25 protein-coding genes are annotated in these 25,432 nt (G+C 64.0%); 9 read left to right on the forward strand and 16 right to left on the reverse strand.

All coding sequences use genetic code 11. The annotated features are described in order from the left end of the window. The first annotated feature begins 84 nt into the window (after positions 1–84). On the forward strand, positions 85–789 hold the full coding sequence (locus ACO1XS_RS09405) for an autoinducer binding domain-containing protein (protein ID WP_481579693.1): 705 nt from the start codon (positions 85–87) through the stop codon (positions 787–789). Here the strand turns inward: ACO1XS_RS09405 and ACO1XS_RS09410 are convergent. Continuing rightward, complete coding sequence (locus tag ACO1XS_RS09410; RefSeq protein WP_414720140.1) at positions 752–1,081, reverse strand: helix-turn-helix domain-containing protein; 330 nt, start codon at positions 1,079–1,081, stop codon at positions 752–754. The genes ACO1XS_RS09405 and ACO1XS_RS09410 overlap by 38 nt on opposite strands. Before the next feature lie 144 nt (positions 1,082–1,225). Between ACO1XS_RS09410 and ACO1XS_RS09415 the strand changes: the two genes are divergently transcribed. After that, a complete protein-coding gene (locus ACO1XS_RS09415; protein ID WP_331566191.1) occupies positions 1,226–1,816 on the forward strand; it encodes an acyl-homoserine-lactone synthase in 591 nt (196 codons plus the stop codon). A 27-nt stretch (positions 1,817–1,843) separates the two neighbouring features. Here the strand turns inward: ACO1XS_RS09415 and ACO1XS_RS09420 are convergent, their stop codons facing one another. Continuing rightward, on the reverse strand, positions 1,844–2,533 hold the full coding sequence (locus ACO1XS_RS09420; protein WP_486390523.1) for a DNA-3-methyladenine glycosylase: 690 nt from the start codon (positions 2,531–2,533) through the stop codon (positions 1,844–1,846). 87 nt (positions 2,534–2,620) lie between these two features. Here ACO1XS_RS09420 and ACO1XS_RS09425 point away from each other — a divergent pair, with 87 nt between their 5' ends. Further along, positions 2,621–3,709 (forward strand): calcium:cation antiporter, encoded by a 1,089-nt coding sequence (locus ACO1XS_RS09425; RefSeq protein WP_486390524.1) that lies wholly within the window; start codon positions 2,621–2,623, stop codon positions 3,707–3,709. A gap of 372 nt (positions 3,710–4,081) precedes the next feature. Next, a complete protein-coding gene (locus ACO1XS_RS09430; RefSeq protein WP_486390525.1) occupies positions 4,082–4,939 on the forward strand; it encodes a helix-turn-helix domain-containing protein in 858 nt (285 codons plus the stop codon). Positions 4,940–4,979: 40 nt separating this feature from the next. Here ACO1XS_RS09430 and ACO1XS_RS09435 read toward each other — a convergent pair whose 3' ends face one another. Beyond that, the gene (locus ACO1XS_RS09435) at positions 4,980–5,846 is read right to left on the reverse strand and encodes a LysR family transcriptional regulator (RefSeq protein WP_486390526.1); all 867 of its coding nucleotides are present in this window, start codon (positions 5,844–5,846) and stop codon (positions 4,980–4,982) included. Positions 5,847–5,952: 106 nt separating this feature from the next. Between ACO1XS_RS09435 and bla the strand changes: the two genes are divergently transcribed. Both bla and ACO1XS_RS09445 read left to right on the forward strand, forming a co-directional pair. After that, entirely contained in the window at positions 5,953–6,879 is a 927-nt protein-coding gene (gene bla, locus ACO1XS_RS09440; RefSeq protein WP_486390527.1) for a class A beta-lactamase, read from the forward strand. A gap of 40 nt (positions 6,880–6,919) precedes the next feature. Then, positions 6,920–8,248: an NAD(P)/FAD-dependent oxidoreductase gene (locus tag ACO1XS_RS09445; protein ID WP_331566205.1), complete on the forward strand. Its 1,329-nt coding sequence runs from the start codon at positions 6,920–6,922 to the stop codon at positions 8,246–8,248. A 31-nt stretch (positions 8,249–8,279) separates the two neighbouring features. Here ACO1XS_RS09445 and ACO1XS_RS09450 read toward each other — a convergent pair whose 3' ends face one another. From ACO1XS_RS09450 to ACO1XS_RS09475, 6 genes are all read right to left on the reverse strand, one after another. After that, positions 8,280–9,677, reverse strand: coding sequence for a zinc ribbon domain-containing protein (locus tag ACO1XS_RS09450; protein ID WP_486390528.1), 1,398 nt, complete (start codon positions 9,675–9,677; stop codon positions 8,280–8,282). A 304-nt stretch (positions 9,678–9,981) separates the two neighbouring features. Next, positions 9,982–10,743, reverse strand: a complete 762-nt coding sequence (locus ACO1XS_RS09455) for an AraC family transcriptional regulator (RefSeq protein ID WP_414720141.1) — start codon at positions 10,741–10,743, stop codon at positions 9,982–9,984. Positions 10,744–10,808: 65 nt separating this feature from the next. Beyond that, positions 10,809–12,086 (reverse strand): FAD-dependent oxidoreductase, encoded by a 1,278-nt coding sequence (locus ACO1XS_RS09460; RefSeq protein ID WP_486390529.1) that lies wholly within the window; start codon positions 12,084–12,086, stop codon positions 10,809–10,811. Continuing rightward, a complete protein-coding gene (locus ACO1XS_RS09465) occupies positions 12,083–12,385 on the reverse strand; it encodes a (2Fe-2S)-binding protein (protein ID WP_486390570.1) in 303 nt (100 codons plus the stop codon). The genes ACO1XS_RS09460 and ACO1XS_RS09465 overlap by 4 nt, the downstream gene beginning before the upstream one ends. Beyond that, the gene (locus ACO1XS_RS09470; protein WP_486390530.1) at positions 12,378–13,508 is read right to left on the reverse strand and encodes an NAD(P)/FAD-dependent oxidoreductase; all 1,131 of its coding nucleotides are present in this window, start codon (positions 13,506–13,508) and stop codon (positions 12,378–12,380) included. Before ACO1XS_RS09470 ends, ACO1XS_RS09465 begins: the two co-directional genes overlap by 8 nt. Further along, positions 13,505–14,497, reverse strand: a complete 993-nt coding sequence (locus ACO1XS_RS09475; protein ID WP_486390531.1) for a 4-hydroxyproline epimerase — start codon at positions 14,495–14,497, stop codon at positions 13,505–13,507. Before ACO1XS_RS09475 ends, ACO1XS_RS09470 begins: the two co-directional genes overlap by 4 nt. A 203-nt stretch (positions 14,498–14,700) precedes the next feature. On the opposite strand from ACO1XS_RS09475, the gene ACO1XS_RS09480 reads away from it, so the two are divergent. Further along, on the forward strand, positions 14,701–15,606 hold the full coding sequence (locus tag ACO1XS_RS09480; protein ID WP_440560174.1) for a dihydrodipicolinate synthase family protein: 906 nt from the start codon (positions 14,701–14,703) through the stop codon (positions 15,604–15,606). Between the two features lie 148 nt (positions 15,607–15,754). Further along, positions 15,755–17,215 (forward strand): MFS transporter, encoded by a 1,461-nt coding sequence (locus tag ACO1XS_RS09485; RefSeq protein WP_486390532.1) that lies wholly within the window; start codon positions 15,755–15,757, stop codon positions 17,213–17,215. Between the two features lie 20 nt (positions 17,216–17,235). Here ACO1XS_RS09485 and ACO1XS_RS09490 read toward each other — a convergent pair whose 3' ends face one another. From ACO1XS_RS09490 to ACO1XS_RS09505, 4 genes are all read right to left on the reverse strand, one after another. Beyond that, positions 17,236–17,511: a hypothetical protein gene (locus tag ACO1XS_RS09490; protein WP_331566217.1), complete on the reverse strand. Its 276-nt coding sequence runs from the start codon at positions 17,509–17,511 to the stop codon at positions 17,236–17,238. A gap of 108 nt (positions 17,512–17,619) precedes the next feature. Beyond that, positions 17,620–18,048, reverse strand: coding sequence for a DoxX family protein (locus ACO1XS_RS09495; RefSeq protein WP_331566219.1), 429 nt, complete (start codon positions 18,046–18,048; stop codon positions 17,620–17,622). Between the two features lie 167 nt (positions 18,049–18,215). After that, positions 18,216–19,652 carry a sigma-54 dependent transcriptional regulator gene (locus ACO1XS_RS09500; RefSeq protein WP_331566221.1) on the reverse strand — a complete coding sequence of 479 codons (1,437 nt, stop codon included), beginning with the start codon at positions 19,650–19,652 and terminating at the stop codon, positions 18,216–18,218. Positions 19,653–20,227: 575 nt separating this feature from the next. Beyond that, complete coding sequence (locus tag ACO1XS_RS09505; RefSeq protein WP_486390533.1) at positions 20,228–20,512, reverse strand: hypothetical protein; 285 nt, start codon at positions 20,510–20,512, stop codon at positions 20,228–20,230. 72 nt (positions 20,513–20,584) lie between these two features. Between ACO1XS_RS09505 and ACO1XS_RS09510 the strand changes: the two genes are divergently transcribed. Continuing rightward, a complete protein-coding gene (locus tag ACO1XS_RS09510; RefSeq protein ID WP_486390534.1) occupies positions 20,585–21,574 on the forward strand; it encodes a glycosyltransferase family 87 protein in 990 nt (329 codons plus the stop codon). Positions 21,575–21,577: 3 nt separating this feature from the next. On the opposite strand, the gene ACO1XS_RS09515 is transcribed toward ACO1XS_RS09510, so the two are convergent. From ACO1XS_RS09515 to ACO1XS_RS09525, 3 genes are read right to left on the reverse strand one after another with little or no spacing between them, the layout of a single operon-like run. After that, the gene (locus ACO1XS_RS09515; protein WP_331566227.1) at positions 21,578–22,621 is read right to left on the reverse strand and encodes a glycosyltransferase family 2 protein; all 1,044 of its coding nucleotides are present in this window, start codon (positions 22,619–22,621) and stop codon (positions 21,578–21,580) included. Positions 22,622–22,670: 49 nt separating this feature from the next. Continuing rightward, positions 22,671–23,954 carry a glycosyltransferase family 87 protein gene (locus ACO1XS_RS09520; protein ID WP_486390535.1) on the reverse strand — a complete coding sequence of 428 codons (1,284 nt, stop codon included), beginning with the start codon at positions 23,952–23,954 and terminating at the stop codon, positions 22,671–22,673. 22 nt (positions 23,955–23,976) lie between these two features. After that, positions 23,977–25,176 (reverse strand): glycosyltransferase family 87 protein, encoded by a 1,200-nt coding sequence (locus ACO1XS_RS09525; RefSeq protein ID WP_331566231.1) that lies wholly within the window; start codon positions 25,174–25,176, stop codon positions 23,977–23,979. Positions 25,177–25,432: the final 256 nt, after the last annotated feature.

Consider the following 25,432-nt stretch of genomic DNA (forward strand, 5'->3'; position numbering starts at 1 on the left):
AGAATAAAATGCCGACCTATGCGGGTGAAACAGCAGTAACATTTTCGTCATCGAGGACATATGCCGCGTCAATTTATCGAGCCCATGGCGCCGTTATGGCGGGCAACCAACGAGCAATCCTGGTTTGATGCGCTCGCGGTCCTGGGCAAGCGATGCGGCTTCGACCAGACGTTGTTCGCCGTCATACCGCGGCCCGGCATGCGCTTCAGCGATGTTTACCTACGCAGCGATTACGCCTCCGCCTGGCGTGACACCTACGACGAACGAGCCTTCGTGCGGATCGATCCCACGGTTTCGCACTGCATGACTCAGACGGCGCCGCTGATCTGGTCGTCGTCGCTCTTCACTGACCGCGGGCAACAGGAAATGTACGAAGAAGCGCGACGCCACGGACTGTGCACCGGCATCTCGTTGCCGATTCACGGGCCCAAGCAGGAAGTCGGCATGCTGTGCTTCGTATGCGGCGACCAGTCGGCCCGCGAGCTCGACAATCAGGTGCGGCGGTATCTGCCGATGCTCACGTTGCTGCGCGATGTGGCGTTCGATACCGCTCAACGGTTCGTCGCAAGCCACACGGCGTCCTTGATACCGAAACTGACGCCGCGTGAATACGAATGCCTGCAATGGACCGCGCAAGGCAAATCGACCTGGGAGATCGCGAAGATCTTCGGCTGCTCGGAAGCCACCGTCAACTTCCACATGGCGAACATCCGAACGAAGTTCGGTGTGAGTTCGCGAAGCGCAGCCGCAGTCAAAGCGACCCGAATGGGTTTGATAGATCCCGATTGAACATCGGCGGACGATGCGCCGCTGGGCGACGAAGGTTGACGCTCGCGATATCGTCGTCCGTGATCCGCCCCTCGAAGTAAAGCCTCAATAACATCATGACGGGCTTCGGAATATTCGCACCGAGCTCGAAGCGACTGCCTCTCGATTGCGTTACACCGAAACGAGACCAGAAAACCTTCTGGCTCTCGCGGATTTTTCGTCGATACGCCTGAATAAAGTTGCTGTCGATTTCGGTGCGAACGGGTCGCGCAAATTCGTCCGATTCCATTGGATAGCTGCCAATCGTCGTCATGGGTTTCACCTGGGTCCGTACGTGGTGCGCGAATCATCCCAATTATCGGCGCGCATTTGTACCTATCTTGCTTGACAGTTACGCACTGCACGCAAAGTGCATATCGTCTATGCGCATTAGGTAGGGCCAACCCATGGAGACGACATGAACGCAAAAATCACGATTGGGTCGCAACAGAGCTTTGGTCTCGATGCACTCGCGCAGATGTACCGCCTACGCGCCAAGGTGTTCGGCGAACGAATGGGATGGGAAGTCGCCATCCTCTCGGGCATGGAGATCGACGGCTACGATGCGCTCTCGCCACACTACATGTTCGTGCAGGACGAGAACGATACGTTATGCGGTTGCTGGCGGATCATGCCGACCGTCGGACCTTACATGCTGCGCGACACGTTCGGGCAGTTGCTTCACGGTCAGCCCGCGCCGTCCTCGCATGACGTCTGGGAGTTGAGCCGCTTTGCGATCGTCGCACCGGAAACACCCGGGTTCGGCTTCGCGGGCCTCGCCCTGGATGCCATGCGCGAAGTCGTGAAGTTCGCAGATCGGATGGGTATTTCCAGCTATGTGACGGTCACGACGACGGCGATCGAACGGTTGCTGCGGAAAACCGGTGTCGAGACGCGCCGCTTCGGACCGCCGATGAGAATCGGTGTCGAAAACGCAGTCGGACTCACGATCGAGCTCGGAGAGCAAACGCATCATGCGCTCTTCGAGCACTGCGCCGAAGCCGCCTGAAAGATTGCTGGCAACGCTGGAATCGCTTCACGTTGCCAGCAATCGTTTCGGTCCGCTGACGAACGGACTGCCGCACGCGTAAAAACGCAGCAGCGCGTGCATCTCCCGAGAAAGTCCGATTCGTTTCGTCGCGGCGACGCGCGCGCAGCCGGCGTCGTCAACCGCCGCGCCCGCATCGCGGCCAATCCATAGCGCGGCGCCGCCGCAAAGATCGGCTCCATCCCATTCCGGCCCGATCGCGAACGCAGCGGTAAGCCGCCCCGGCCCGCGTGCAAGGTCCACATGCCGGGCACCGGCGCGACGCGCCTGCATGAGCGCGATGCCCTCGATGGGTTCGACCGCGCGAAGGAGCACTGCTGCGCCCACCCCCTCGACTTCGCTCGACATATTGATCATGTACGACGCACCATAGACGAGCCGCACGTACGCGTGCCCAGGCGCGCGAAAGAGCGCGCCGTTGTAGGGCCGCAGCCCCTGGTAGGCGTGGCTCGTGGAGTCGCCGACGGGATAGGCCTCGGTTTCGACGATCCGGCCGCTCACGCGCCCCTCCGGCGAATCGTGCACGAGATACTTGCCGACCATGAAGCGGGCCAGCGTCACGGTATCGACGGGCAGTTCCTCGCGCGCGAGCCGTGTGGGCGCTGCGATCGTCGCTGACGGGCCGCATACATCATGTGGGCGCTGTGGGGCGTCCAGGAAACGATCGTTCGTAGGCATGTTGGGGGATATCTGCGGATGAGGCATGTTAGTTCATGTATAAACGGACGTGCACCGTGCCCAACCCTCGACAAGAAAGGAATGACGATGTCGCGTTCGCCCAACGCCTTGCCGTATTGGACCTTGCTTCTGCCGCCGCTCGCATGGCTCGTACTCGGCGTCTCGGTCTTCGCAGACGGGCATCCGCTCGTGCTCGCCATCGTCGGGCTGGCGCTCGCCGGTGCAGTGTTCGCCGCGGTGCATCACGCCGAGGTGGTCGCTCACCGGATCGGCGAGCCGTTCGGCACGCTCGTGCTGGCCATCGCCGTCACGATCATCGAGGTCGCCCTGATCGTTTCGGTCATGCTTTCAGCCGGCGCCGAAAAATCGGGGCTCGCCCGCGACACGGTCTTCGCGGCCGTCATGATCGTCTGCAACGGTATCGTCGGAACCTGTCTGCTCGTTGGCGGCCTGCGCCATGGGGAGCAGGATTTCCGCGTAAGCGGTGCGAATACCGCGCTGACGGTACTCGCCGCTCTCGCCATTCTCACGCTCGTCATGCCGAACTACCTCAGCGCCGCGCCGGGGCCTGTCCTGTCGACATCGCAACTCGCCTTTGCAGGGGTCGCGTCGCTGGTGCTCTATGGGGTGTTCGTCTTTATACAGACCGTCCGGCATCGTGATTACTTTCTGAGCGGCCAGGCGCCGCAAGACGAAACGGTCCATGCGGAGGTGCCCGGCACGCGCACGACGCTCACGAGCGCGATCGCCCTCGTCGTCTGTCTCGTTGCCGTGGTGCTGCTCGCGAAGCGGCTGTCTCCCGCTGTGGAACGTGCCGTCGAGGCGGCAGGCGCGCCGGAAGCCGTCGTCGGGATCGTGATCGCCGCCCTCGTACTGCTGCCGGAGGGTGTGGCTGCCACGCGAGCGGCGCACGCCAATAGATTGCAAACGAGTCTCAACCTCGCCCTGGGCTCGGCGCTGGCGAGCATTGGCCTGACCATTCCGACCGTGGCGGCGGTGTTCGTCTTGAACGGCATGCCGCTGGCGCTTGGCATCGGCGGTATGGAGACGGTGCTGTTGAGCCTCACGCTCCTGGTGAGTACGTTGACGCTCGCGACCGGGCGAACGACGATCCTTCAGGGCGCGGTCCATCTCGTGCTGTTCGCCGCATATCTGTTCCTCTCGGTCACGCACTGACCTCGCGCCCGCGCGCCTACCGCGATGCGGCGCACAAAGTCACGCCGCATTGCGCAAGAAAAATCCCGCAAATGTATCGAATTGCAGTGCGAGGACCGGTGCGGCCCGCCGCGTTGCAGCCCGCAGGGCAAGCTGGGAACGCGACTGCCGCGGGTCGAACGGAAAAACTTCGGATTACTACATAAGTGCTTTGCAGCCGATGGTTGCAGACGTAACCTGTAGAAACACATTTGACGAAAAAACGGGGCGCGTTGCCCGTTAAAATACGGCCCGCCTAGTGCATCTTCGCCGCCACGCAGCCTTCGTCTGCGGTGGCACCCATTGGCCCATTGGCCCCGTTATCGCCATCGGACGACCCAGCGCCCCAGCAGCATGACGAACGACGCAACCTCAACGGACTCCCTGGCCGTCGCTGAGCGCGTACGCGCATTGATGAGCCGGCACGGCATCGCGAAACGGCAGCAGACGACGGAGCTGTGCCGCATCCTTGCGCTGAGCTTTTCCCAAGGGCACCGCAAGTTGCGCGGCAGCAGCCCCTGGACGCTTGCGCAGATTCGCAAGGTCGCCGATGCGTTCGACGAGCCGGCCGCCCAGCTCGTCGGCGTGGCATCGGCGGACGGCAGCGGGCTGGGCGACGCCCACCCGCGCGAAGCGGTCTTCAGTGTCGGTGCGGCCCAATGGCCTTGCACCGCCTGGATCGCCGGCCCGCTCAATGCTCACCGGCGCAGCGAATTCGTCGCGTATCCCGAAGGCAACCGCTGGCGCGTAGTGCACTGCGAGGGCACCCCGGAGCCGCACGCTTGCGAAGTCGTCAAGATCGAGATTCGCCCGCAGCGTGCCGAGCTCATCCGACCCACCGTCGCCGTCGTCGATAGCGATAATGCGGCGGCCGAAGCGCTGCGCGGCTATCTCGAGCAGAACGGCTTCGCAGTGGCTGTGCTCGATCGGCTGGAAATGCTCGAAATTGCCCTACGCGCGCAAACGTTTGACGCCGTCATCACCGATTGGCGCTTCGGGCATCAGTCGGCCGCGCTGACGATCGAAGCGATCCGCCGCTCGCCAAAACCCGACGTGCCCATCTTCCTGCTTACCGGGGACTTGCTGACGGGGAAAGCCAGCGAAAGCGAGATCAGCGAGGTCATTCGCCGTTTCGACGTAGCCTGCTACGAGAAGCCCGCTCGGCTGGCCATTCTCGTCGCCGATTTGTCGAAGCGGCTCGGCCGCGACTAAGGGTGCTTCAGGGCTGCCCACGCCCCCATTGCGCTTACCATCAAGACGCCGATCGTTCGACGATCCAATTCGTGAAGGCCTGCATGGCCGGCGTGACGCGTTTCGATTTCAGCCAGGTGAGCCAATAGCTGCCGGTGTCGACCTCGATATCGAACGCGCGCACGAGGCGGCCGGAGTGCAACTCGTGCTCGAACATCCGCACCGGTGCGAGCGCGACGCCCGCACCCTGCATCGCGGCTTCGACCATCAGCCGCGAGGAGTCGAATACCGGACCGCGGAGCGCCCGCGTCTCCATACCCGCTGCTTCGAACCACCGTGCCCACTCGTCGGCCCGGTACGAGCGCAGCAACGTCTCGTTGGCGAGGTCTTCCGGCGAGCGCAGCCGGGCCGCGAGTTCCGGCGTGCAAAGCACACCCAGCGGTGCCGGCACCAGCTCGGTGGTCTGCATCCCCGGCCAGGTGCCGTCGCCGAAACGAATCGCGCAATCGAAGCCCTCCGCGGCCACGTCGACCAGATTGTTGTGCGTCAATAACCGCAACTCGACGAACGGATGCGCCGCGCGAAAGTGCGTCAGACGCGGCATGAGCCAACCCACCGCGAATGTGCCGACCACCCCGACGGTCAGCACCTCGTGGAAATGGCCCCCTTCGAACTGCCTGAGCACGGCATCGATGCGATCGAATGCATCGCTGAGCACCGGCAGCAGCGCCAGGCCCTCATCGGTCATCCCGAGGCCGCGCGGCAGCCGCTTGAACAATGCGGTGCCGAGCCGCGCCTCCAGCATACGGACTTGCTGACTCACGGCAGCCTGCGTGACATTGAGTTCGCGCGCCGCGCGCGTGAAGCTCAGATGACGCGCCGACGACTCGAAAGCACGCAGCGCATTCAACGGCAAATGACGTCCCATCTGGATCGACCCACAAGTATTTCTATCGTCTGAAAAAAAATAACGTCGATTGTGGCAGCCTGCCTCATCGGCGATATTCTCGTCTCCAACCCAAGGAGGCAAGGCAATGCAAAGACGACAGTTTATCGGCACGGTGGCGAGCGGCCTGATAGCTGGGCTTGTGACTATACCCGGAGGGGCGCGCGCGTCAGACGCGAAATCGACGGCTCGCGGCGGCGAGCATTCGTCGAACGAACTCGCGCGATCGATCGAAGCGCAGCTCGCGGCAATCGAGACGCGCGTGGCCGGCCGGCTCGGCGTATCGATCCTCGATACGGATTCCGGATTCGCGGCAGGCCATCGCGAAAACGAGCGTTTCCCCATGTGCAGCACCTTCAAGGCGCTGGCTGCGGCAGCGGTGCTGGCACGCGTCGACCAGCAACTCGACGATCTGTCTCGGCGCATCGTGTTCAGCCGCGAGGACCTCGTACCTTATTCGCCTGAAACCGGCAAGCACACGGGCGGCAAAGGCATGACGCTATCCGAGCTTTGCGAAGCGGCCGTCACGCTCAGCGACAACACCGCCGGCAATTTGCTGCTGGCCAGCATCGGGGGACCTGCCGGGCTCACTGCATTCGCGCGGCGCTTGGGCGATACTGTCACGCGTCTCGATCGCAACGAACCGACGCTCAACGAAGCGCTACCGGGAGATCCGCGCGATACGACCTCGCCTGCGGCCATGCGGGCGACATTGCGGACTTTGTCGCTCGGCAACCGCCTTTCGCCGAGCTCGCGCGATCGATGGCTCGCGTGGCTGGAAGCGAACCAAACGGGCGGCGAGCGCATTCGCGCGGGATTGCCGAAAGGTTGGCGCGTGGGCGATAAAACCGGTACGGGCGAGCGCGGTACGGCGAACGATATCGCCATCGTCTGGCCGCCCGGGCGCGGACCGATCATCGTGACTGCTTATTTGACGGCGACGACGGCCGCGGCGGCACAACGCAACGCGGCGCTCGCCGAGGTAGGCCGGCTCGCGGCGTCGATCGTCGGATAAGGACCGCGGCCGTATGGATGACCGCTGAAAACAGACCCTGATGCAACGGACCGACACCGCACACCCGCTCCCATCGAGCTATTACGAAGCGACGGTCACGCGCCCCGCGTTGCCGCGGCTCGGTGCGCGAACCGAGCAGGCCGAGGTATGTATCGTCGGCGGCGGCTTTGCCGGCCTTGCCACGGCGCTCGGCCTCGTCGAAAGAGGCCTTCGCGATATCGTCGTCCTCGAAGCCGAACGAGTCGGTTTCGGCGCGTCGGGCCGCAACGGTGGTTTCGTCTTCGGCGGCTACAGCCTCGAGAACGCCGAGCTGTTGCGGCTCCTCGGCGAGCGCGATGCGAATGCGCTCTACGCACTGACGACGGCCGCCGTCGATCTGATTCGAAGACGCATTACCCGATACGACATCGATTGCGACGCCGTGCATGCGGGCGTCATCCTGGCCGACTGGTTCGGCCGGCCCGCGCGGCTTGCTGCGTCGCGCGAAACGATGCGCGAGCATTTCGGGGTCGACTGGCTACCGATCGGTGCAATCGAACTGCGGCAGCGGCTCAAGTCGGAGCGCTATCACGGAGGGCTGCTCGAACCGCACGGATTTCATTTTCATCCGCTCAAGTATTTGCTGGGTCTCGTTCGCGCGCTCACCGCCGCCGGTGTCCGGATTTATGAAGGCAGCCCCGCCGTCTCGATCCAGCATCGAAAAGACGGCCTGCGCGTTGACACGCCCGCCGGGTCGATCGAGGCACGCGAGGTCGTCATCGCGGCAGGCGGCTATTCGAGCGGCATCTCCCGCGCGATCGAGCGCGCCATTTTACCGATCGCCACCTATGTCGTTGCCACGGAGCCGCTCGGCGAACGACTCAAAACAGCGATCGAATGTGCGTCTGCGGTCTATGACACGCGTTTCGCTTTCGACTATTACCGCCCGCTGCCCGACACGAGGCTCCTCTGGGGAGGCCGCATCTCCGTCTTTGAGCGGTCGCCCAGAAGGATCGCGCAGCTACTGCAACGCGATATGCTGCGCGTCTATCCGCAATTGAGTGGAGTCGAGATCGAATACGCCTGGAGCGGCTTGATGAGTTATGCGCGGCACAAGATGCCCCAGATCGGGCGGACGCCCGACGGAATCTGGCATGCGATAGGGTTCGGCGGCCACGGTGTCGCGCCGACTACGGTCGCCGGCGAACTACTCGCGGCCGCCATCGCCAACCGCGAGGCCATTGCACCGGCATTCGCGCGGTTCGGACTCGTTCCGACGTATGGCCGGCTCGGCCTGGCCGCCGCGGAACTCCACTATCTCGCGAAGATCGGCATCGACGTAGCGGCCGAGCACATCGCCCGCTTGCGCATGGGCAGGCACGCACGCTGAGTCCGCGCCGTCGAGCGCGCGGGGCTCGTCGTCATTGCGCCAGTAGCGGAACGTCGGGGCCATCGGCCCCCGGACCCGGCGGGCGGAACGCCGCACCCGATTCGATCATTGCGCGTTGCACGAGCGCCTTCGCTTCGACACTGCCCGCATCGATCGACAACGCGCTGCCGGCTTGGTGCCACGCGCAGTTCCATTGCTGCTGCACAGCGCAGACGCGTGCCGAATTCAAAGCGGAGTCGCGTGCCCTTTCGCGTGAAACGAGGTCTTGCTGAAGGATGAACGCCTCGCTGTTGCCCGGCTGGGCAGCCCGTGCCGCGTCGAGCGCGCGGCGCGCCGCCGCGAGATTGGCCTTTGCAAGACTCGCCTGTGCGAGCGCGATCGAGCGCTCGACCGAGGCCTGGTGCGGCTCGCGCTGTGCGTTTGCGCTTCGGATCGCGGGGGTGTCGTTGAGAGAATACGACGAGCTGCCTATGCTGGGCCGAGGCGTATCGCTGGGCGGGGCGGTACCGGGCAGCATCGGTACCGCAGGCTGCGGAGGTATCGCAGCATCGATATACGCGTTCGCGCTGCGGCGCGCCGCCTCCTCCTTCGGCGCACTCGACGCATAGCGGTTGCGCTCCTGGCGTCGCGCAACGGCAGGCGGCTCTTTCGGTTGTCCGCGCTCAGGTGCCGCATCGACTTTCGACGAAGCGCTCTGCGCATTGCCCTTGGCGGGCGGCGCGGGGGCGACGGGGGCTTGAGCCGGATCGGGACGAACGTTCACGGCCGCCACGGATTGCTCCTGCGCAGGCGCCCGCGCAGGGGCAGGCGGCGGCGCAGCGGGCACCGGCTTGGGCGGCACGCGCGCGGCGGCTACCGCGGGCGGCGTTGCCGCCGCGGCCGGCGCGTCATTGGCATGACCCGAAGGTTTGCCACCCACCGATGCGCCGGGCTGCACGCTGCCTTCGACCGTCCGCACAGGCGCTTGCTCGTCGTGTGGCGAAGCATCGTCGTGACGATGCAGCAACACGATGGAACCGAAGAGCGCGACAAACGCGGCCAGCGTGACTGCCGTGCTCGCTTTCACGCCCCATTGACGGCCCCCCGCGGCGCCGAAGTCACGAATGGGTGCCGCGATGCCTGCAAACGGCTCGGCCTCCCCGGCTGCTGCGAACAGCGGTTGCGGCCGCGCGGTCCACGGTGGAACGCCGCCTTCGCGCGCCGCCGTAGGCTCCTTCCGTTCTTGCGAGGGCGCGCCTTGGGCGGGCGCGCCGTGGGCTGGGGCGCCTTGGGCTGGGGCACGCGAGCTTTGCGTCTCGCGTGCGCTCTTGCCGAACGCGAGTCGAGCGTGCGTTCCGCAATGCGGGCAGAACGATACGCGCTCCGCGACGCGGACTCCGCACCGCGCGCAGGTCGCGGGAAATTGAATCTCAGCGGCAGTCTCGCTCATCAACATCGTCAACTCCTACTCCTTACAACGAGCAACGAACGTTCAGGCTTAAAGACGCGCTCTTGAATCAGCGCCGGACAACAATTCGAGGTGGCTACCAGGGGCATCTTTTCCGAGTTCGTGAAGCTGGGGATAGCCCACTATCGGGCAGCGGCCGGGCCAGCGTCAAGAGACGGTGCCGAATAGCATCAGCGCGAATCCGTCAGAAGTTAGCGGCTCGCCGCAATTCGGATCCGACTCCTTTTGTTTTTCCACATTACGGTGCAAATATTGCATGAAAGGGCAGCCGCGCCGGCTCTAACGGTCAACGTTCGCCACTGCTCATGAGCAACGTCCGATATTCGCTGGGCGTGACGCCCACGGTAGCCTTGAACTGCCGCGTGAACGCACTGTGGTCCGTATAGCCGCACAGCGCGGCCACGTCGGTCACTTTGTCGTTGGATACCAGCAGCGCGGTAGCCGCGTCGAGCCGGGTCTGCAGCAGCACCTGCCGCGGCGTGAGATGAAACACCTTGTGAAAGTAGCGCTCCAGTTGCGCCACCGACATGCCGGCCATTTCGGCAAGATACGTCAGGTTCAGCGGCCGAACGTAGTTCTCCTGAATATGTTGAACGACCGCCGCCAGGCGCGAATAAGCCGGATGCGTTTTCTCGTTTGCCTTCAGGTCCCGCGATATGCCGGCCAGGCCGACGATCGCGCCGGCGCTGTTGCGCAATGGAACCTTCGAACTCAGACACCAACCCGGTTGACGGCCCGGATAGAGATGCAGTTCGAGCTGATCCATCATCGGCGGACCGCCTTCGAGGACCGCACGATCCTGGGCCATATACGTGCTGGCGAAGCGGCTCGGGAACACTTCTTCCGTCGTCTTTCCGATCAGCGAGCCCTTTTCCTTGCAGCCGCAACGGGAGGCCAGCGTCCGATTCACGAGCGCATACCGGGTTCGCTCGTCCTTGACGAAGAATACGACATCGGGAAGGGCATCGAAGACAGGCTCCAATTGCGCAAAGAACGGCAACATGTCCTCTAGCGTCGCGGCGGCGGGCATCTCGGGAAGGGAAAGCATCGGCGGCAACGTCCATTTCGGGCGAATCGCTTACGCGTCGCGTGCGGCAATCGAAGATCGCCCGATTATAGGGTGCGCGAGCGATCCGCCGGCGCGGCCTGGAGCAGCGTGCCGATGCGCGCCGGAGTGAACGGCGGTCTCGGCGGCGCGCTGTCCCAGCCGAAATAGACTTGAGCGGCCGTGCCGCAAATGCGTCCTTGGCATGGCCCCATCCCGCACCGGGTATGCAACTTGGCATCGCGCCAATTCGCGTATCCGGCAACGGCGCCGATCGACACATCCTCGCAACGGCACAAGAGCGTATCGTTCGCGGGCTGCTCGCGCGCCGCTTCGCCGAGTGCGAATGCTTCGTCGAGACGTGCCGCGAAGCGGCGCCATCGCTCGCGCGTGCGAACGAGTGCGGGCGGTATGGGCACGCCGCTCGCGGCCAGGCCCGCGATGCGCCCTTCCACGCAGGCAAGTTCGGCGCCGCCGATACCCGTGCATTCGCCGGCAGCCCAGATGTGCGCCATGCTGGTGCGCTGACGCCCGTCGACGGCGATCGCGCCGGCTCGAATATCGCACTCGAGCGCCAATGCCAAAGTCAGATTCGGCACGAGCCCATAGCCATAAGCAAGCCGATCGCACTCGAGCACGACGTCGCGCATGCCGCGGCGCACGACGACGCTTTCGACGCGGCCTTCTCCGCGTACTTCGCGGACCACACTGCCCGTCCAATAGGCGAGGCCCGCAAAGCCCCGCGTCAATCGCATGGCCTGCCAAAGTTTGGAGGGCGTTGCGGCAAGCGACAGCCCAAAGCGCAGAACCGAAGCGAGCGGCGCCTGTTCGACCACGGCGACGACGTTCGCACCGGCCGCGCGTGCCGTTGCGAGGGCAGCCATGAGAAGCGGGCCCGTGCCGGCGATCACGACGCGCTCTCCCCGCACCGGCATCCCACCTTTGACGAGCGCCTGCAGGCCACCCGCCCCCGTGACGCCCGGCAACGTCCAGCCCGCGCAAGGCAGCAACCGCTCGCGTGCGCCCGTGGCCAAGATCAGCTCAGAGTAGGAAACATACCGCGCGCTACCGTCGTCGGACTCCAATAGCAGCGCCTGCGGTACCGGCGCCGCAACGACACGCGTCGCCGCGAGTATCGTCGCGTTCTCGGCCGTATCCAACGCGCCCGACATTCGACGCATGGGCGGCGAAGCTTGCGTGTGCGGTCCCTGACGCCAAATCTGGCCGCCCGGGCGGGGGTTGTCGTCGACGATGGCCACCCGCTTGCCCAGCCGGAGCGCTTCGCAGGCCGCCGCGAGCCCCGCGGGTCCCGCGCCGACCACGACGATATCGAAGTCCAATTTCATCGAGGCGCGTGCTCCGTCTCGACCCGCATGCCGTCGCGGCAAACCGTCTGGCATGCCAGCACGTAGGCGCGCCCATCGACCGTGACGCGGCACTCCTGACACACGCCCATCCCGCAAAACGGTGCACGCGCCATCCCGCCGACCGACACACGCGTGGCTCCGATGCCTTGCGCCATGGCGAGCGCGGCCGCGACCGTCGTGTAGCGCGCGACGCCGACCTTCACGCCATCGATCGTGACGTTCAGCTCGGCCATCGCGTCGTCGCGCGCATGTGCGGCACGGGATAGCTTGTCACGCATGAACATGTGCACTCTCCCCAAAGCGTTCGGGCCGGTACGGGTGCGAATCGATCGCGGGCTCCGTACCGAGTATTTGCGCAGCCAGGAGCTTGGCCGTGGCAAGCGAAGTCGTCACACCCAACCCTTCGTGCCCCGCCGCGATCCACACACCGGGTGCACCCGGGCCCGCGTTTCCAATGAGCGGCAGTCCGTCGGGCGTGGCTGCCCGAAAACCGGTCCACGCGCGCAACCCGTTCAATTGCGTCAGCCCGGGCAGATAACGCGCGCATCGGGCAAGCATCTGCGCGAGCACGTCCAACTCGACCTCGGGACTCGTTGTCGAAAACTGACGCGACGAGCCCAGCAGTAGTTGCCCCGTGGGCCGAGGCTGCGCGTTGAATGCGACCGAGGTACCGCTCGCCTGATGCGCACTGTCGATATAGCCGAGCTCGAGTAACTGATGCGTGATGAATCCCGGATAACGATCCGTGACAAGCAAGTGGCCTTTCTTCGGTTCGATCGGCAACGACGGGACGAGGCGCCGCGCCTGTATGCCATTGGCCACGACAACGCAGGCCGCGCTCAAGCGCTCGCCATTCGCGAGCGTGACCGTTTGGGCGCTGACGCCGATCGCTTCCGCGCCCGTGCGCACGCCGATAGTTCGTGCTCCTGACGATTGCGTCAGCAACCACTGAGCCGCCCGTGGCGCATAGACGATGCTGTCGTCCTCGACGAGCAAGCCGCCTGCCATTGCCGGCGATAAGGCGGGCTCGCAGTTGCGCAACGCATGGCGATCGAGCAGTTCGGCGCTCACGCCGCGCTGCTCGAAAGTCGCCTGCAGCGCGCATGCGGCTTGCCACTCGTGCTCGTCGGCCGCGACCCAGAGGGTGCCGCAGCGGCGAAACGCGTCGAGCTCGCGCAGCTGCGGTGCGAGCTCGAGCCACAAATCCCGCGAATAGCGCGAAAGCACAAGCTCCTCCGCGGAATCGTTCATGACGACGATATGCCCCATGCCGGCTGCGGTCGCGCCGCCACCGATGCCGGCCGCGTCGAGCACCTGCACGGTCATTCCTCGCGCCGCCAGCTCCGCGGCGCACGCGGCGCCGACGATCCCCGCGCCGACGACGATCGCGTCGGCGCTCATACGCCCCGAGTCAACGCAATGCCGGCCGCGAAGGGATCGTCGTCTTCGAACCAGAGCTTGCCGTCCGCCATGATGTGTGCGCGTCCGGTGATCGTCGGCACGATCGAGCCGGGCGCCTCGCGGCTGCCGCTTTCGCCCTGACTTTCGTTATTCGCGCCGAGCGCATAGGACCCCTCGAACACGCTGCCGATAATGCTTTCCTGTCGCCAGCGCGCACCGGGCGCGAGCTTGCCGTCCGCCGCAAGGCACGCGAGTTTGGCACTCGTACCCGTGCCGCAGGGCGAACGGTCATAGGCGTCGCCGGGACAGAGCACGAAGTTCCGGCTGTCGATACCTTCGCGCGAGCCCGGTCCGAAAAGCTCGATGTGGTCGATATACGCGCCGTTCGCGCCGGTGATGCCCGCGGCGGCGAGCGCTTCGCGAACCTCGTGCGTGAATGCCGTCAGCTGCGCGATACGTGCCGGTTCAAGTTCATGGCCGTGATCGGACACGAGGAAAAACCAATTGCCGCCCCACGCGATATCCCCGGTCAACCGGCCATAGCCGGGCACCTCCACGCTTACCGCATGGCGGTACCGGTACGCGGGCACATTGCGCACCGAGACGCTGCGATCGGCGTTGAGCGTCGCCTCCACGATTCCGACCGGCGTCTCGATGCGATGCGCGCCCGGTGCGATCCGCTGCATATAGGCGAGCGATGCAACGAGACCGATCGTGCCGTGGCCGCACATGCCGAGATAGCCGACGTTGTTGAAAAAGATGACGCCAGCCGTACAACTCGGGTCGTGGGGCTCGCATAGCAGTGCGCCGACGACGACGTCGGACCCGCGCGGTTCCGTCACGATGCTCGCGCGCCAGCCGTCGTGGTGGGTGCGCAGCCGCTCGAGCCGCTCGTGAAGCGGGCCGTTGCCGAGATCCGGGCCGTCCGATACGACGAGGCGCGTGGGCTCGCCACCGGTATGCGAATCGATGATATGTAGTGTCTTCATGTGGCAAATGGTAGGAACCTGCGCGGCAGTCCGTCTTGGTACCGTTGCGCGTGCCGGATGCCGATTTCGGCATACCCTGCGCTCGGGGGACCTTGTGCCGAAATCGGCATCGCGAATGCGCGATCCGCGCAAGACTCGGCGGCGAGCGCTGCTTACACTGCCGAAATGGTTTCCCTGTATCGGCCTCGCTCTGGAGAGAAAAGATGGCACAAGGATGGAAGGGTGTATTACCCGCGGTGACGACCAAGTTTCACGAGGATTTCAGCATAGACCGCGCGTGGACGGCGAAGAATATCGAGGCGCAGATCGACGCCGGTGTCGATGGCATCATCGTCTGCGGCTCGCTCGGCGAAGCCTCGACGCTCTCACTGGACGAGAAGCTCGAAGTGCTCGATATCGCGGTTCAGGCCGCACGCGGCCGCGTGCCCGTCTTGCTGACGATCGCCGAAAACAGCACGCTCGACGGCTGCCGTCAGGTCGAGCGGGCCGCCGCGCACGGCGCAGCCGGCTATATGGTCTTGCCCGGCCTGCGTTATCTGTCCGACCGGCGGGAGACGCTGCATCATTTCCGCAGCATCGCTAAGGCGAGCCCTTTGCCCCTGATGATCTACAACAACCCGCTCGCCTACGGCGTCGACATGACTCCCGAAATGTTCGCCGAAATCGCCGACGAGCCGAAGATCGTGGCGATCAAGGAATCGTGCGGCGACGTGCGGCGCGTGACAGATCTCATCAACGAAGTGGGCCAGCGCTACTCGATTCTGTGCGGCGTCGACAATCTGGCTGTCGAAGCGATGCTGATGGGCGCGCATGGCTGGGTAGCCGGACTCGTCTGTGCCTTTCCGCATGAAACGGTGGCGATTTATCGCCTCGTTCAGCAAGGGCGTATCGAAGAAGCCATCAAGATTTATCGCTGGTTCGCCCCATTGCTTGCGCTCGACGTCTCGGCCAAGCTCGTGCAAAACATCAAATTGGCCGAAACGATCGTCGGGCTCGGGACCGAGCCCGTGCGCCCGCCGCGGTTGCCGCTCGCCGGCGACGAGCGGGCCAGTGTCGAAGCTCTGATCCGCAAGTCGCTCGAAACGCGGCCGCAACTGCCCGCCTTCTGATCGACGGGAACCGGCGATAGCCGGCTGTCGCGCACTTCGCCCGGCGCCGGCCGCCGGCGCGAAGTGCGGCATCGAGGCGGGTGGCGCGCATCCGACGTTTCAGGCAACACCGAAACGTCGCCCGGATCGCTTCGCTAACATCGGCCTCATGGACACGACCACACCTTCCCCTTCCTTCACGAAGACGATCGCGCTCGTTTTGGCCACGGTCAGCGTCGCCTTCGTCGTCACGCAACTCGACGTGACGATCGTCAACGTCGCCTTGCCGAATATCGGCAGCCGGCTGCATGCGCCCGTTTCGGAACTGCAATGGATCGTCGATGCCTATACGCTGGCCTTCGCCGTACTGATGCTTTCGGCCGGCGTGTTCGGCGACCGCTTCGGTCCGCGGCGGCTGTTCGCCTGGGGACTGGCGCTTTTCGCGCTTTCGTCGGCCGCCTGTGGGCTCGCCCCCGGCGCGGGAGCGCTGATTGCGGCGCGCGCGGTGCAAGGCGTCAGTGCGGCGGCGATGCTGCCCAATTCGCTGGCATTGCTCAATCGGGCTTGCAGTCACGACCCCGACCTGCGCGCACGGGCGGTCGGCCTTTGGACCGCATCGGGCGCGATTTCGATCGCAGCCGGGCCGGTACTCGGCGGTATGTTGATCGCGGCATGGGGATGGCGCAGCATCTTTCTCGTGAATCTGCCCGTCTGCGCCGCGGGCTTGCTGGCCATCCGTTTCTGGATACCGCGCAGCTTCGATGCCTCCGCGCGTCGGCACAAAGGCGAGAAAATCGGCATCGATCTGCCCGGGCAACTGCTCTCGGTTGTCGCGCTGACGGCTTTCACCGCCGCGGTGATCGAGTTGCGTCCGTTGGGCCTCGCGCATCCGCTCGTCATCGCCGGCTTCGCGACGGCAGTACTCGCCGCCCTCGCACTGCTCGTCGTGGAAGCGCGGACCGCCGCACCGATGCTGCCGCTTTTCCTGTTTCGCGATGCGACGTTCAGCGCCGCAGTCGTTTTCGGCATTTGCGTCAATATGGCGTACTACGGCATGGTGTTCGTGCTCAGCCTCTATCTGCAGCGCGTGCGAGGCGATACGCCGCTCGAGGCGGGGCTGGCGTTTTTGCCATTGACCGGTGGGTTTCTGTTCTCGAACGTCGCGAGCGGCTGGATCGTCGCCAAGCGTGGCCCCCGCTTTCCGATGATGCTCGGGGCCGCGCTGGGCGCGCTGGGCTATGCACTGCTCCATGCCACGCAGGCCAATACGCCGTTTCCGCTGCTTCTTGTACCGTTCTTGCTGATTCCCGGCGGAATGGGCTTGGCCGTTCCGGCCATGACGACGGCCATTCTCGCGTCCGTCGATCCGAAACGGGCCGCAACCGCATCGGCGCTGCTCAATACCGCGCGCCAGGCGGGCGGCGCACTCGGGGTGGCGGCATTCGGTGCGCTTGCCGGAGGGGCGGGATCAGACGGTGTCATGCACGGTTTGCAGGTATCGGCTGCGATCGCGACAGGCTTGCTTGTCGTCGGGGTGATGCTCAGCCGCTTCATCCACCCCGACGCACATGCGCGCGAACGTTCGGCTGCTCGCGCAACGGACGAGGCCGGCGTTCAGGGCGGCCGCTGATCCCTGCGGCCGGGGCTGCATCAAAGTGAAGCGTTCTGGATCGTGCCGGTGTCGAGTGCTCGCTCGATGAGACCTTCGTCGAGCGCCTTGCGAATAGCATGGGCGATCAACTTGTCAGGCGGAGCGATATCGGCCTTCAGCGCGCCCAGCATGCCCTCGGCATCGAATATGACCAGCGTTTCGGCGGAATCGTCGCGGCTGATGATTACTCGGTGGTGAGCCCCATCGTCCTCGCCGAGGCTCGCGCAGAACCGCATCGGCTGGCCGTCGATCATCTGCTCGAAGTTTTCGATCATCGCAATGCCCTCCTCATCGCGCCACAGCGGACGTTATGTTCTACGGAGCAATTTCCGTGCGCGAACACCGTACGCCAATGGCGGCACCGGAGGGCCGACGCCCGGACGTCAGAGCAAATGCCGTTTGGGCGCGCGCGCCGCATCGACGCTGATGCCGCCCGCCCCGGTCACGAACAGCAAGAGGAAGCCGCCCGCGATGCAGACGTTTTTCCAGAAGTGGATGACCATATCGTGCTGAATCGTCGGATCGACGACGTTCCAGAAATCGTGTCCCAGCACGGCCGTCAAAATCGTGTACACAGCCATACCGAGCGCGAGGGGCCGCGTCCAGAGTCCGAGCACGAGCATCAGCCCACCGAGCGCTTCGACCGCCGTCGCGATCGGCGCCGCGATCTGGACGAAAGGAACGCCTTTGGTGTGCAGGTAGCCCACGAAGCCGGCATAGCCGAGCAATTTCATCACCCCGCCCCACAGGAACAGCACGGCAAGTGCTAGACGAGCGATGAAAATGACGCCGGAATCGACGGGACGCGTCATGAATACCTTCTCCTTCTTCGATCGAGCAAATGAAAAAGCGGGCGTCGCTGCCCGCGTCGTTGGACAGGATATGCGGTGCGCCGGAGTTTTCCAAGCGCCGCGCGTTCCTGAACCGGTAAAGACCGAAAGAAAATGTAAAAGGCGGGGCCGTGAAAAAGCCCCGCGTGTTAGGCGACCTGCTGGCTGTGCCCGGCGTCGCTTTCCTCGGTGTGAACCGCGCCGAATACGCTCAGAGGACGAATGAGAGGGCCTTCCGAGCGCAGCCCCATCGCGTTGAGCAAGCGGTACAGCGTGGCGCGTGAAACACCCAACTCGGCCGCCGCACTGGATAGGCTGTAGGCGTGGCGCGCGAGCGCTTCGCGTATCGCTGCGCGCTCCGCTTCGCAGCGCACTTCGGCAAGCGTACGCCCTGCCCTCGGCCCGGCGTCCGGGAGCCCGAGATCCGCAGCGGTGATGAACCGTCCCTCGGCCATGACCACTGCCCGCCGCACGCAATTGATCAACTCACGCACGTTTCCGGGCCATGCATAATTGAACATCGCGGCCACGGCATCGCTCGAAAAACCGCGAATCTTGCGCGCGCCGTCGCGCTTGTGCAGCGCGAGCGCATGGTAGGCGAGCAGTTTGATGTCGTGCCCGCGCTCGCGCAACGGTGGCTCGTCGAGCCGCAACACGCACAACCGGTGAAAGAGGTCCGTGCGGAACCGGCCCTCCTCCATGGCCTGATTGAGATCGACGTGCGTCGCCGAGATGATCCGCGCATCGACATGGACAGAGCCATTGCCACCGAGCCGCTCGATCGTCCCTTCCTGGAGAAAGCGCAGCAGCACGGCCTGGCACTCGTGCGGCATATCGCCGATTTCATCGAGGAAAAGCGTGCCGCCGTCAGCCGCTTCGATGCGGCCGATTTTCCGTTGCAATGCGCCCGTGAAGGCGCCACGCTCATGGCCGAACAGTTCGGATTGCAGCAGCGACGGAGGAATCGCCGCGCAGTTGATTGCCACGAACGGTTTGCCCGCACGGGCCGAGCGCTCGTGAATAGCGTGGGCCGTCAACTCCTTGCCCGTACCGGACTCGCCGGCGATGAACACCGGGGCATCGTTGCGCGCGCACTTTTCGACGCCGCGATAAAGCTGCTGCATCGGTGCGCTGCTCCCGACCATCGTGCAGCAACCGGCCGCGGGCGGAGCCTCCGTCGCTTTGAGGCGCAGCGTGGACAACCCATGCGCATGGCCCAGCACGATGGCGAGCCGCTCATCGCCGCACGGCATCGTCACGAAGTCGAAGCAGTAATCGACGATGAACCGTCTGACCGACGGTAGATCGGCCTGCCCCCGTCGTACGAGCGCAACCCACGTCGCTTCGGTATGACAGACGCAGCTTTCGAGCTCGGCCAGTTGGTCGTCGGTGACATCGGGCGGTAACGAGACCACCCCCACCCGGACCGCACCCCGTTCGAGCAGCCGCTCGACCTGAGGTGCCGCCTTGGCATGTACGACGTGCCAGCCGGCCATCACGAGGCCGTCGACGCTGAGCGGATCTGACTTCAGCGAGACGAAAAGAACCGTACGTTCCGCCTTCAGCGGATTCAAAACGTCAGGCATGGTGCTGCTCCCCGATATCGATGCGCCTTGCAAGCCCAAATCTAAATGGTTCGCATCGATGCAATATTGACGACGGTCAACTTCGGTAACCAGCCGCTCTTGCGCTATATCCGAATTCGTTCGTCATCGCTGCGGCGAGTCGTCTGAGCGACCCTGCCTGTTTCGTCCCGCCTCGATTGGTCGGGACGTCCGATTTCACAGAAGCAAAAGGCGGCCCCCAGATCCATTGGGACCGAACTCATGCCTGTGCCTACCCTTTTATCCTCGGAGTTCTTTCTCTCGTTCGTGCTTTGGAATGCCGCCGTCACGTCTCGAGACGCACCGCACACCGCACGTTTCAAACCCTCATGCACTGCAACATATACGAGAGCGAACGGAATTTCCATAGGAAAATTACCGGTAGGTCAAACACGGACGGGAATTTCTACGTGTTAGGTAGCGGACATACCGAATAAGCCAGACTTTTTAATCTGGACAGCGACGTTCCTGCGGCGCACCAGCCCCAGCCAGCATGCAGGTGGCGAGAGGCGTTAAATAGGAAAGCACGACCATGCTTTTCAGCGTTTGCAGAAGTATTATTTTTCAGAAGCTCGCTTGTGGATTAAAACGCTTGTAATAATATCGCCGAGCAACCGCGGCGGGGCGAGGCTTTGCGGCAGACGAAGGATAGGCGAATAATAATCAATTGCAATTGGCAAAACCAACGCATAACGAAACACACGGGGGATAGCGTGGCGATCGCATCGAATACTCATCGCGGCATAAGCCGAATATCGCTTTACACGACAACCGCGCTGGTCGCGCAATTGGCGCTGCTCACGATCTGGATGGCGCGCTATTTCGTCCTTGATCCATTGCATACTCCGATGGTCGGCTGGGACTTTGCGGTTTTTTGGTCGGCCGCTCGCGTTGCGCTGGAACACGGCGCGCCAATGGTGTTTTCGCGCGATCTCATGGCCGCGATGGAGTCGCACGTGACCAACTTGGGCGGTGTGGGATTGTGGCCCTACCCCCCTACGTTCCTGCTTGCCGTCATCCCGCTCGGTCTGCTGCCATTCGCCGCAGCGTATGTCCTTTTCGCGAGTGCCGGCATCATCTGCTACACCCTCGCGATCAGATATCTGGCCCGGGGCGTTGGTCGAACGCAGCTCGTCTTTCTGGCCGCTTTTCCGGGAGTTGCGGTTACGCTGCTTGCCGGACAAAACTCTTTGTTTACCGTGGCGGCAGCCGGCTGCGCGCTCGCGTTATTGCCGGCACATCGTCTGCTCGCCGCCGGCTGCATCGCCGCATTCGCCATCAAGCCGCAACTGGGCGTGCTCTTTCCGGTCGTGCTGCTCTGCTCGAGACAGTGGAAAACCCTGATCGCGGCCGGCGCTTTCAGTCTCGCTTTCGCAGCAATCAGCGCCGCGGCGCTGGGCCTCGAAGCATGGACGTCGTTCGCTGCGTTTCTTCCGGAATTCAACCGCTCCGTCGTCGAACTGGGCGGCCGGCTTTGGAACGGTATGCCAACGGTTTTCGCCATGAGCCGTATCGCCGGCCTGTCCACCCATGCGGCATATCTCGCCCAAGCAGTCGTGGCGATACCGGCGATCGCCGTCGTTGGGTTTCTCTGGGTTCGGCCGGCACGGCATGACCTGCGCGCCGCGGCGTTCGTCGTCGCGACCATGCTGGTCCAGCCGTATTTCATGTATTACGAGCTCTGTTGGCTCGTGCTGCCAATCGTTTTCCTGATTCGCGACGGGAGAATCGTTGCACTGAACCGCTTGGAGTGGGCCGTTCTCGTCGCGGCGTGGTTCGCGCCCGCGCAGGGCATGCTCGCCGTCGCGCTCAAGACACCCGTCCAGATCGCACCGGCCGTCATGATCGCCATGCTCGCAATGATCGTCCGGCGGCACGCGCTCACGGATGCTCGCACTGCCTGACGCTCAACGCGCAGCAGTGCGGGTTCGCAGCGAGAGGGGCCTGCGCGCGTGATCGGCGCGCGTCGTGTTGCGCACGACGGGCAAGGTGCTGATCTTCTTGCGCGCTTGATAACGTCGCCGTACGAGGTAGATCGGGCGCTCCTTCGTTTCGTGATAGATGCGCCCGACATATTCGCCCACCACCCCCACGCCGATCAGTTCAATGCCGCCCAGGAAGAGCACGACCGAGAGCAGCGACGCATAGCCGGGCACCGGATTGCCGAAGATCAGCGTCCGCCCAATGACGAAGCCGCCATAGAAGAATGCGAGCAATGCGATCGCGCCACCGATGTAAGTCCAGCTGCGCAGCGGTACCGTACTGAAGCTGGTGATGCCCTCCAAGGCAAAGTTCCAGAGCCGCCACCCCGAAAACTTCGAATGTCCAGCGCTACGCGCTTCCCGCTGGTACTCGACGATCACCGTCTTGAATCCGACCCAGGCGAACAGGCCCTTCATGAACCGGCGGCGCTCGGGCAAGCTGCGCAGCGCGTTGACGACTGCCCGATCCATCAAACGGAAATCACCAACGTTCTCGGGCAGTTTGACTTCGGAGAGCAGGTTGTGGACGCGGTAGTAAAGGCCCGCCGTCACGCGTTTCGCGAACGTATCTGTGGCGCGCGAGCTGCGCTTGGCCGCCACGACCTCGGCGCCGCCGAGCCAATGCTCGATCATGACGGGAATGAGTCCCGGCGGGTCCTGCAAGTCCGCGTCGATCGGAATCACGGCATCGCCGGCTGCTTCGTCGAGTCCCGCAGTCAACGCGGCTTCCTTGCCGAAATTTCGCGTGAGATCGATCACACGCACGCGAGCGTCGCGCGCGCTCGCCTGAACGAGCTTGTCGAGCGTACCGTCGCTGCTACCGTCGTTGATGCAGACGAGCTCGAAGCGTATCGTTTCGATCGTTTCGAGCACGGCAACGAGGGTGGAAAAAAACGTATCGACGGCCGGCTCTTCGTTGTAAAACGGCACAACGATCGAAACCAGCGGCTTGAAAGTTCGAAAAGACATGATTCCCCCCGTCATGCGCGTGCTGTCGGCGCGCAACATTTCATTTGGTTCAACCGTGTGCACCCGCCGGCCCTTCTTCGCGCACATTCGCCCAGCACGCCCCGCGCGCAGCGCGAGCCGCATGCCGCTGCGCCGCGATACTGCGAATCAGCATGAAGAGCGTCGCCGCAAGGATCAACGGCATGAACTGAATGTGCAGAATCTTGACGAGCGAGATCCCGAATATCGGCGTCAACCAAAGCACGATCAGCCACTCGCGTTCGAGCGGCCGCCATCCACGCTCCATCGCGTACTTCGCATACCACGCGACAAGAACGCCGAGCCACGCCAGGTCGTAGTCGTAAAGATACGGGCTCACCATCAGCGACGCGCAAACGAGCGTCGCCGCCCGCAGAGACTGCGACGCATCGCGCGACCATGCGTACCATACGGCCGCGATCGCCGACAGCGCAGAAACCGCCTGTGCCGCATTGGCCAGCATCGTCGGCCCATGCGCCAGCTTCACGAGCGAATAGGCGGATGGAACGCGATGCAGCGATGCACGCCCCGACTCCACGTATCCGGCTGCCGTTCCCATGTTGTGGAGAAAAGCGTAAAGCGTATCGATACCGAAGAAGGCAACCGAGAGCGCGAGCATGGCAAGCGCCGTCACGACCAGCGCGCCCAACGCACGCCACGACCTCGCGCACAGCAGTGCAAACGGCACCAGCACCGCCAGTTGAGGCTTCATGCATAGGACGCCGAAGCACATGCCGGCGAGCACGGGGCGGCGCGGCAGCAAGACGAGCCCGAACGCCACGAGCGACGCGGTCAGGAGTCCGTTTTGCCCCGTCAGCACGGCAAGCGCGGCGCCGGGAAACGCCACAGCCACGATCCAGACTTCCTTGCGCCCTACGATGAGATGCATGGCCTTGACGAAAGTCGCATAGGTGCCGCCGAGAAAAAGCGCTGCGGAGATTTTCCAGGGCAGCAAGGCGAACGGAGACACGAAAAGCAAAAAGCTCGGTGGGTAAAGCCACGGCAGCACACCCGGCTCGTGCGATAGCGCGGCGCGCTCGACCTGCTCGAGTACGGCGAAGTTGTATGCGTCGACGGCATGCCCTGCGAGCGCGAGATGCGCCGCGCTCCAGAATGGAACGAAATCGATCGCCAGCGGACTCATATTGCCCGGAGGCTCAAGCATCGTCCTCGCGATATAAATCGCGTAGAAGCACAGATAGCAGATCAGCGCACCGACCGAATAAAAGTTGAGGCGGTCCGTGGTGAGCCAATGCGCCCCACGCTCGCCGCCCAATCGTTGCCAAAACGTCGATGCCATGGTTTTCGCTGTCATAGTCATGTCCCCGAACCGATACTTACCGCTCGCTCGCCGCGCCCAAGCGCGCACGCCGCAGCACCGCCCACAGCAAGACAAGCAGGACCAACGGCCCGACTTGCGGCAGCATCGCGATGCGATTGAAGTGTTCGTAGATCGGCAGCAGCCAGCCGGCGAGCCAGGCCGGTTGCTCGCCGCGCAGCCAGCCCCCTTCGAGTGCCAGCGCCGCCAGGCAAACGAGTGCGACGCCTAGCCACACGAGCTCGTAGTGCCACACATAAGGACTCGCGAGCAATCCGGCCAGCGCGACCGCGGCCGCGCGCAGACGTGTATCGGCGCAGCGTTGCCAGACATCGCAAGCGGCAACCAGTGCCACCGCAGTGACGCATGCCTGGCCGGCGTAGGCCGCACCGAGCGGCACACCGGCAAGACGCAGGGTGGACAGCGTCGTCGGCGAAGCAAACCAGAAATGCTGGCCTCCGTGGTCCAGCAATGCGTCACGCAGGACACCCGCATTGGTGAAAAATGCGGTCAATGAATGGATGCCGTATATGAGGATGCCGGCGGCCGTCGTGACGACAGCGGTCAGTGCGGCCGCAACGAATGCTTTCCAGGCGCGCGACGCGATCAGTACGAACGGAAATACGAGAGCCACTTGCGGCTTGATCGCCAATAGACCGATGCACAGTCCCGCCGCGACCGGCTTTTCCGCGACCCAGCATACTGCCAAGGCTGCGAGCGCCGCCGTGATCAGCGAATTCTGCCCAACGATGGCGGCAACGAACGCGCCGGGCAACGCTGCCACCAGGAGCACGGCGACACGCTTGCCGCCCAGGCCTCGGTGGACGTTCGATACGCTCGTTGTCGCCCACACGTAGCAGCCCGCACTGACTGCGACAAACAACAAATAGGCAGTCGAGAACGGTAGTAGCCCAAGCGGAGAAACGAAGAGTAAAAACGCGGGCGGGTAAACCCATCCAAGGGAATGGACGTCGGCAAAATCGCCGAACAGATCCTTTTGCGCGTCGATGAATGCAATGTGTTCGTAGACCTGCGCGGAATGACCCTGCAGTACCAAATGCGACGCGGCCCAAAAAATCGAAAAATCGATGCCGGGCCGCCCCGCGTTCCCGCTCGCAAAGCCGTGGCTCACCCACCCCCACGTGGCGAGGAAGCCCACGTAGACGCAGACGATCACACCGCTGCATCCGAGAAGCCGCTGCGGCGTGAGCCAATTCACCGGGCGGCTCGCAGCGCCGCCCGCCCCCCGACTCGATAAGTACATCGCACCACCCTGGGTCGGCCGTTTCGCAATCCCGTCCTACGGCCTTGTCGTCGATCATCGTTATCTGCACGTTCGGTCGTACTGCCACCGTCGCACATCGCATAGGGCCATTGTTGAGATAAATCGATGCGACTTGCAAGCCGTGCTTGACCTCTATAGCGAGCCTCGATATGCGCAAGCGTACGCCACCCCACATATCGTCCTGTCGCCG

The sequence above is a fragment of the Trinickia sp. genome, assembly GCF_057351765.1.

Bases quoted from the DNA above. Each gene is read 5' to 3' on its own strand.
- ACO1XS_RS09510 (WP_486390534.1), top strand. From the start codon at position 20,585: ATGGTGTTTTCGCGCGATCTCATGGCCGCGATGGAGTCGCACGTGACC.
- ACO1XS_RS09500 (WP_331566221.1), bottom strand. From the start codon at position 19,652: ATGCCTGACGTTTTGAATCCGCTGAAGGCGGAACGTACGGTTCTTTTC.
- ACO1XS_RS09470 (WP_486390530.1), bottom strand. From the start codon at position 13,508: ATGAGCGCCGACGCGATCGTCGTCGGCGCGGGGATCGTCGGCGCCGCG.
- ACO1XS_RS09495 (WP_331566219.1), bottom strand. From the start codon at position 18,048: ATGACGCGTCCCGTCGATTCCGGCGTCATTTTCATCGCTCGTCTAGCA.
- ACO1XS_RS09455 (WP_414720141.1), bottom strand. From the start codon at position 10,743: ATGCTTTCCCTTCCCGAGATGCCCGCCGCCGCGACGCTAGAGGACATG.
- ACO1XS_RS09435 (WP_486390526.1), bottom strand. From the start codon at position 5,846: ATGGGACGTCATTTGCCGTTGAATGCGCTGCGTGCTTTCGAGTCGTCG.
- ACO1XS_RS09425 (WP_486390524.1), top strand. From the start codon at position 2,621: ATGTCGCGTTCGCCCAACGCCTTGCCGTATTGGACCTTGCTTCTGCCG.
- ACO1XS_RS09490 (WP_331566217.1), bottom strand. From the start codon at position 17,511: ATGATCGAAAACTTCGAGCAGATGATCGACGGCCAGCCGATGCGGTTC.
- ACO1XS_RS09420 (WP_486390523.1), bottom strand. From the start codon at position 2,533: ATGCCTACGAACGATCGTTTCCTGGACGCCCCACAGCGCCCACATGAT.
- ACO1XS_RS09405 (WP_481579693.1), top strand. From the start codon at position 85: ATGGCGCCGTTATGGCGGGCAACCAACGAGCAATCCTGGTTTGATGCG.
- ACO1XS_RS09460 (WP_486390529.1), bottom strand. From the start codon at position 12,086: ATGAAATTGGACTTCGATATCGTCGTGGTCGGCGCGGGACCCGCGGGG.
- ACO1XS_RS09410 (WP_414720140.1), bottom strand. From the start codon at position 1,081: ATGACGACGATTGGCAGCTATCCAATGGAATCGGACGAATTTGCGCGA.
- ACO1XS_RS09445 (WP_331566205.1), top strand. From the start codon at position 6,920: ATGCAACGGACCGACACCGCACACCCGCTCCCATCGAGCTATTACGAA.
- ACO1XS_RS09450 (WP_486390528.1), bottom strand. From the start codon at position 9,677: ATGAGCGAGACTGCCGCTGAGATTCAATTTCCCGCGACCTGCGCGCGG.
- ACO1XS_RS09505 (WP_486390533.1), bottom strand. From the start codon at position 20,512: ATGCAATGGATCAAGGACGAAATAGCGCGCCATCCAGATCGTGAGCAG.
- bla (WP_486390527.1), top strand. From the start codon at position 5,953: ATGCAAAGACGACAGTTTATCGGCACGGTGGCGAGCGGCCTGATAGCT.
- ACO1XS_RS09515 (WP_331566227.1), bottom strand. From the start codon at position 22,621: ATGTCTTTTCGAACTTTCAAGCCGCTGGTTTCGATCGTTGTGCCGTTT.
- ACO1XS_RS09485 (WP_486390532.1), top strand. From the start codon at position 15,755: ATGGACACGACCACACCTTCCCCTTCCTTCACGAAGACGATCGCGCTC.
- ACO1XS_RS09465 (WP_486390570.1), bottom strand. From the start codon at position 12,385: ATGCGTGACAAGCTATCCCGTGCCGCACATGCGCGCGACGACGCGATG.
- ACO1XS_RS09430 (WP_486390525.1), top strand. From the start codon at position 4,082: ATGACGAACGACGCAACCTCAACGGACTCCCTGGCCGTCGCTGAGCGC.
- ACO1XS_RS09475 (WP_486390531.1), bottom strand. From the start codon at position 14,497: ATGAAGACACTACATATCATCGATTCGCATACCGGTGGCGAGCCCACG.
- ACO1XS_RS09480 (WP_440560174.1), top strand. From the start codon at position 14,701: ATGGCACAAGGATGGAAGGGTGTATTACCCGCGGTGACGACCAAGTTT.
- ACO1XS_RS09520 (WP_486390535.1), bottom strand. From the start codon at position 23,954: ATGACAGCGAAAACCATGGCATCGACGTTTTGGCAACGATTGGGCGGC.
- ACO1XS_RS09415 (WP_331566191.1), top strand. From the start codon at position 1,226: ATGAACGCAAAAATCACGATTGGGTCGCAACAGAGCTTTGGTCTCGAT.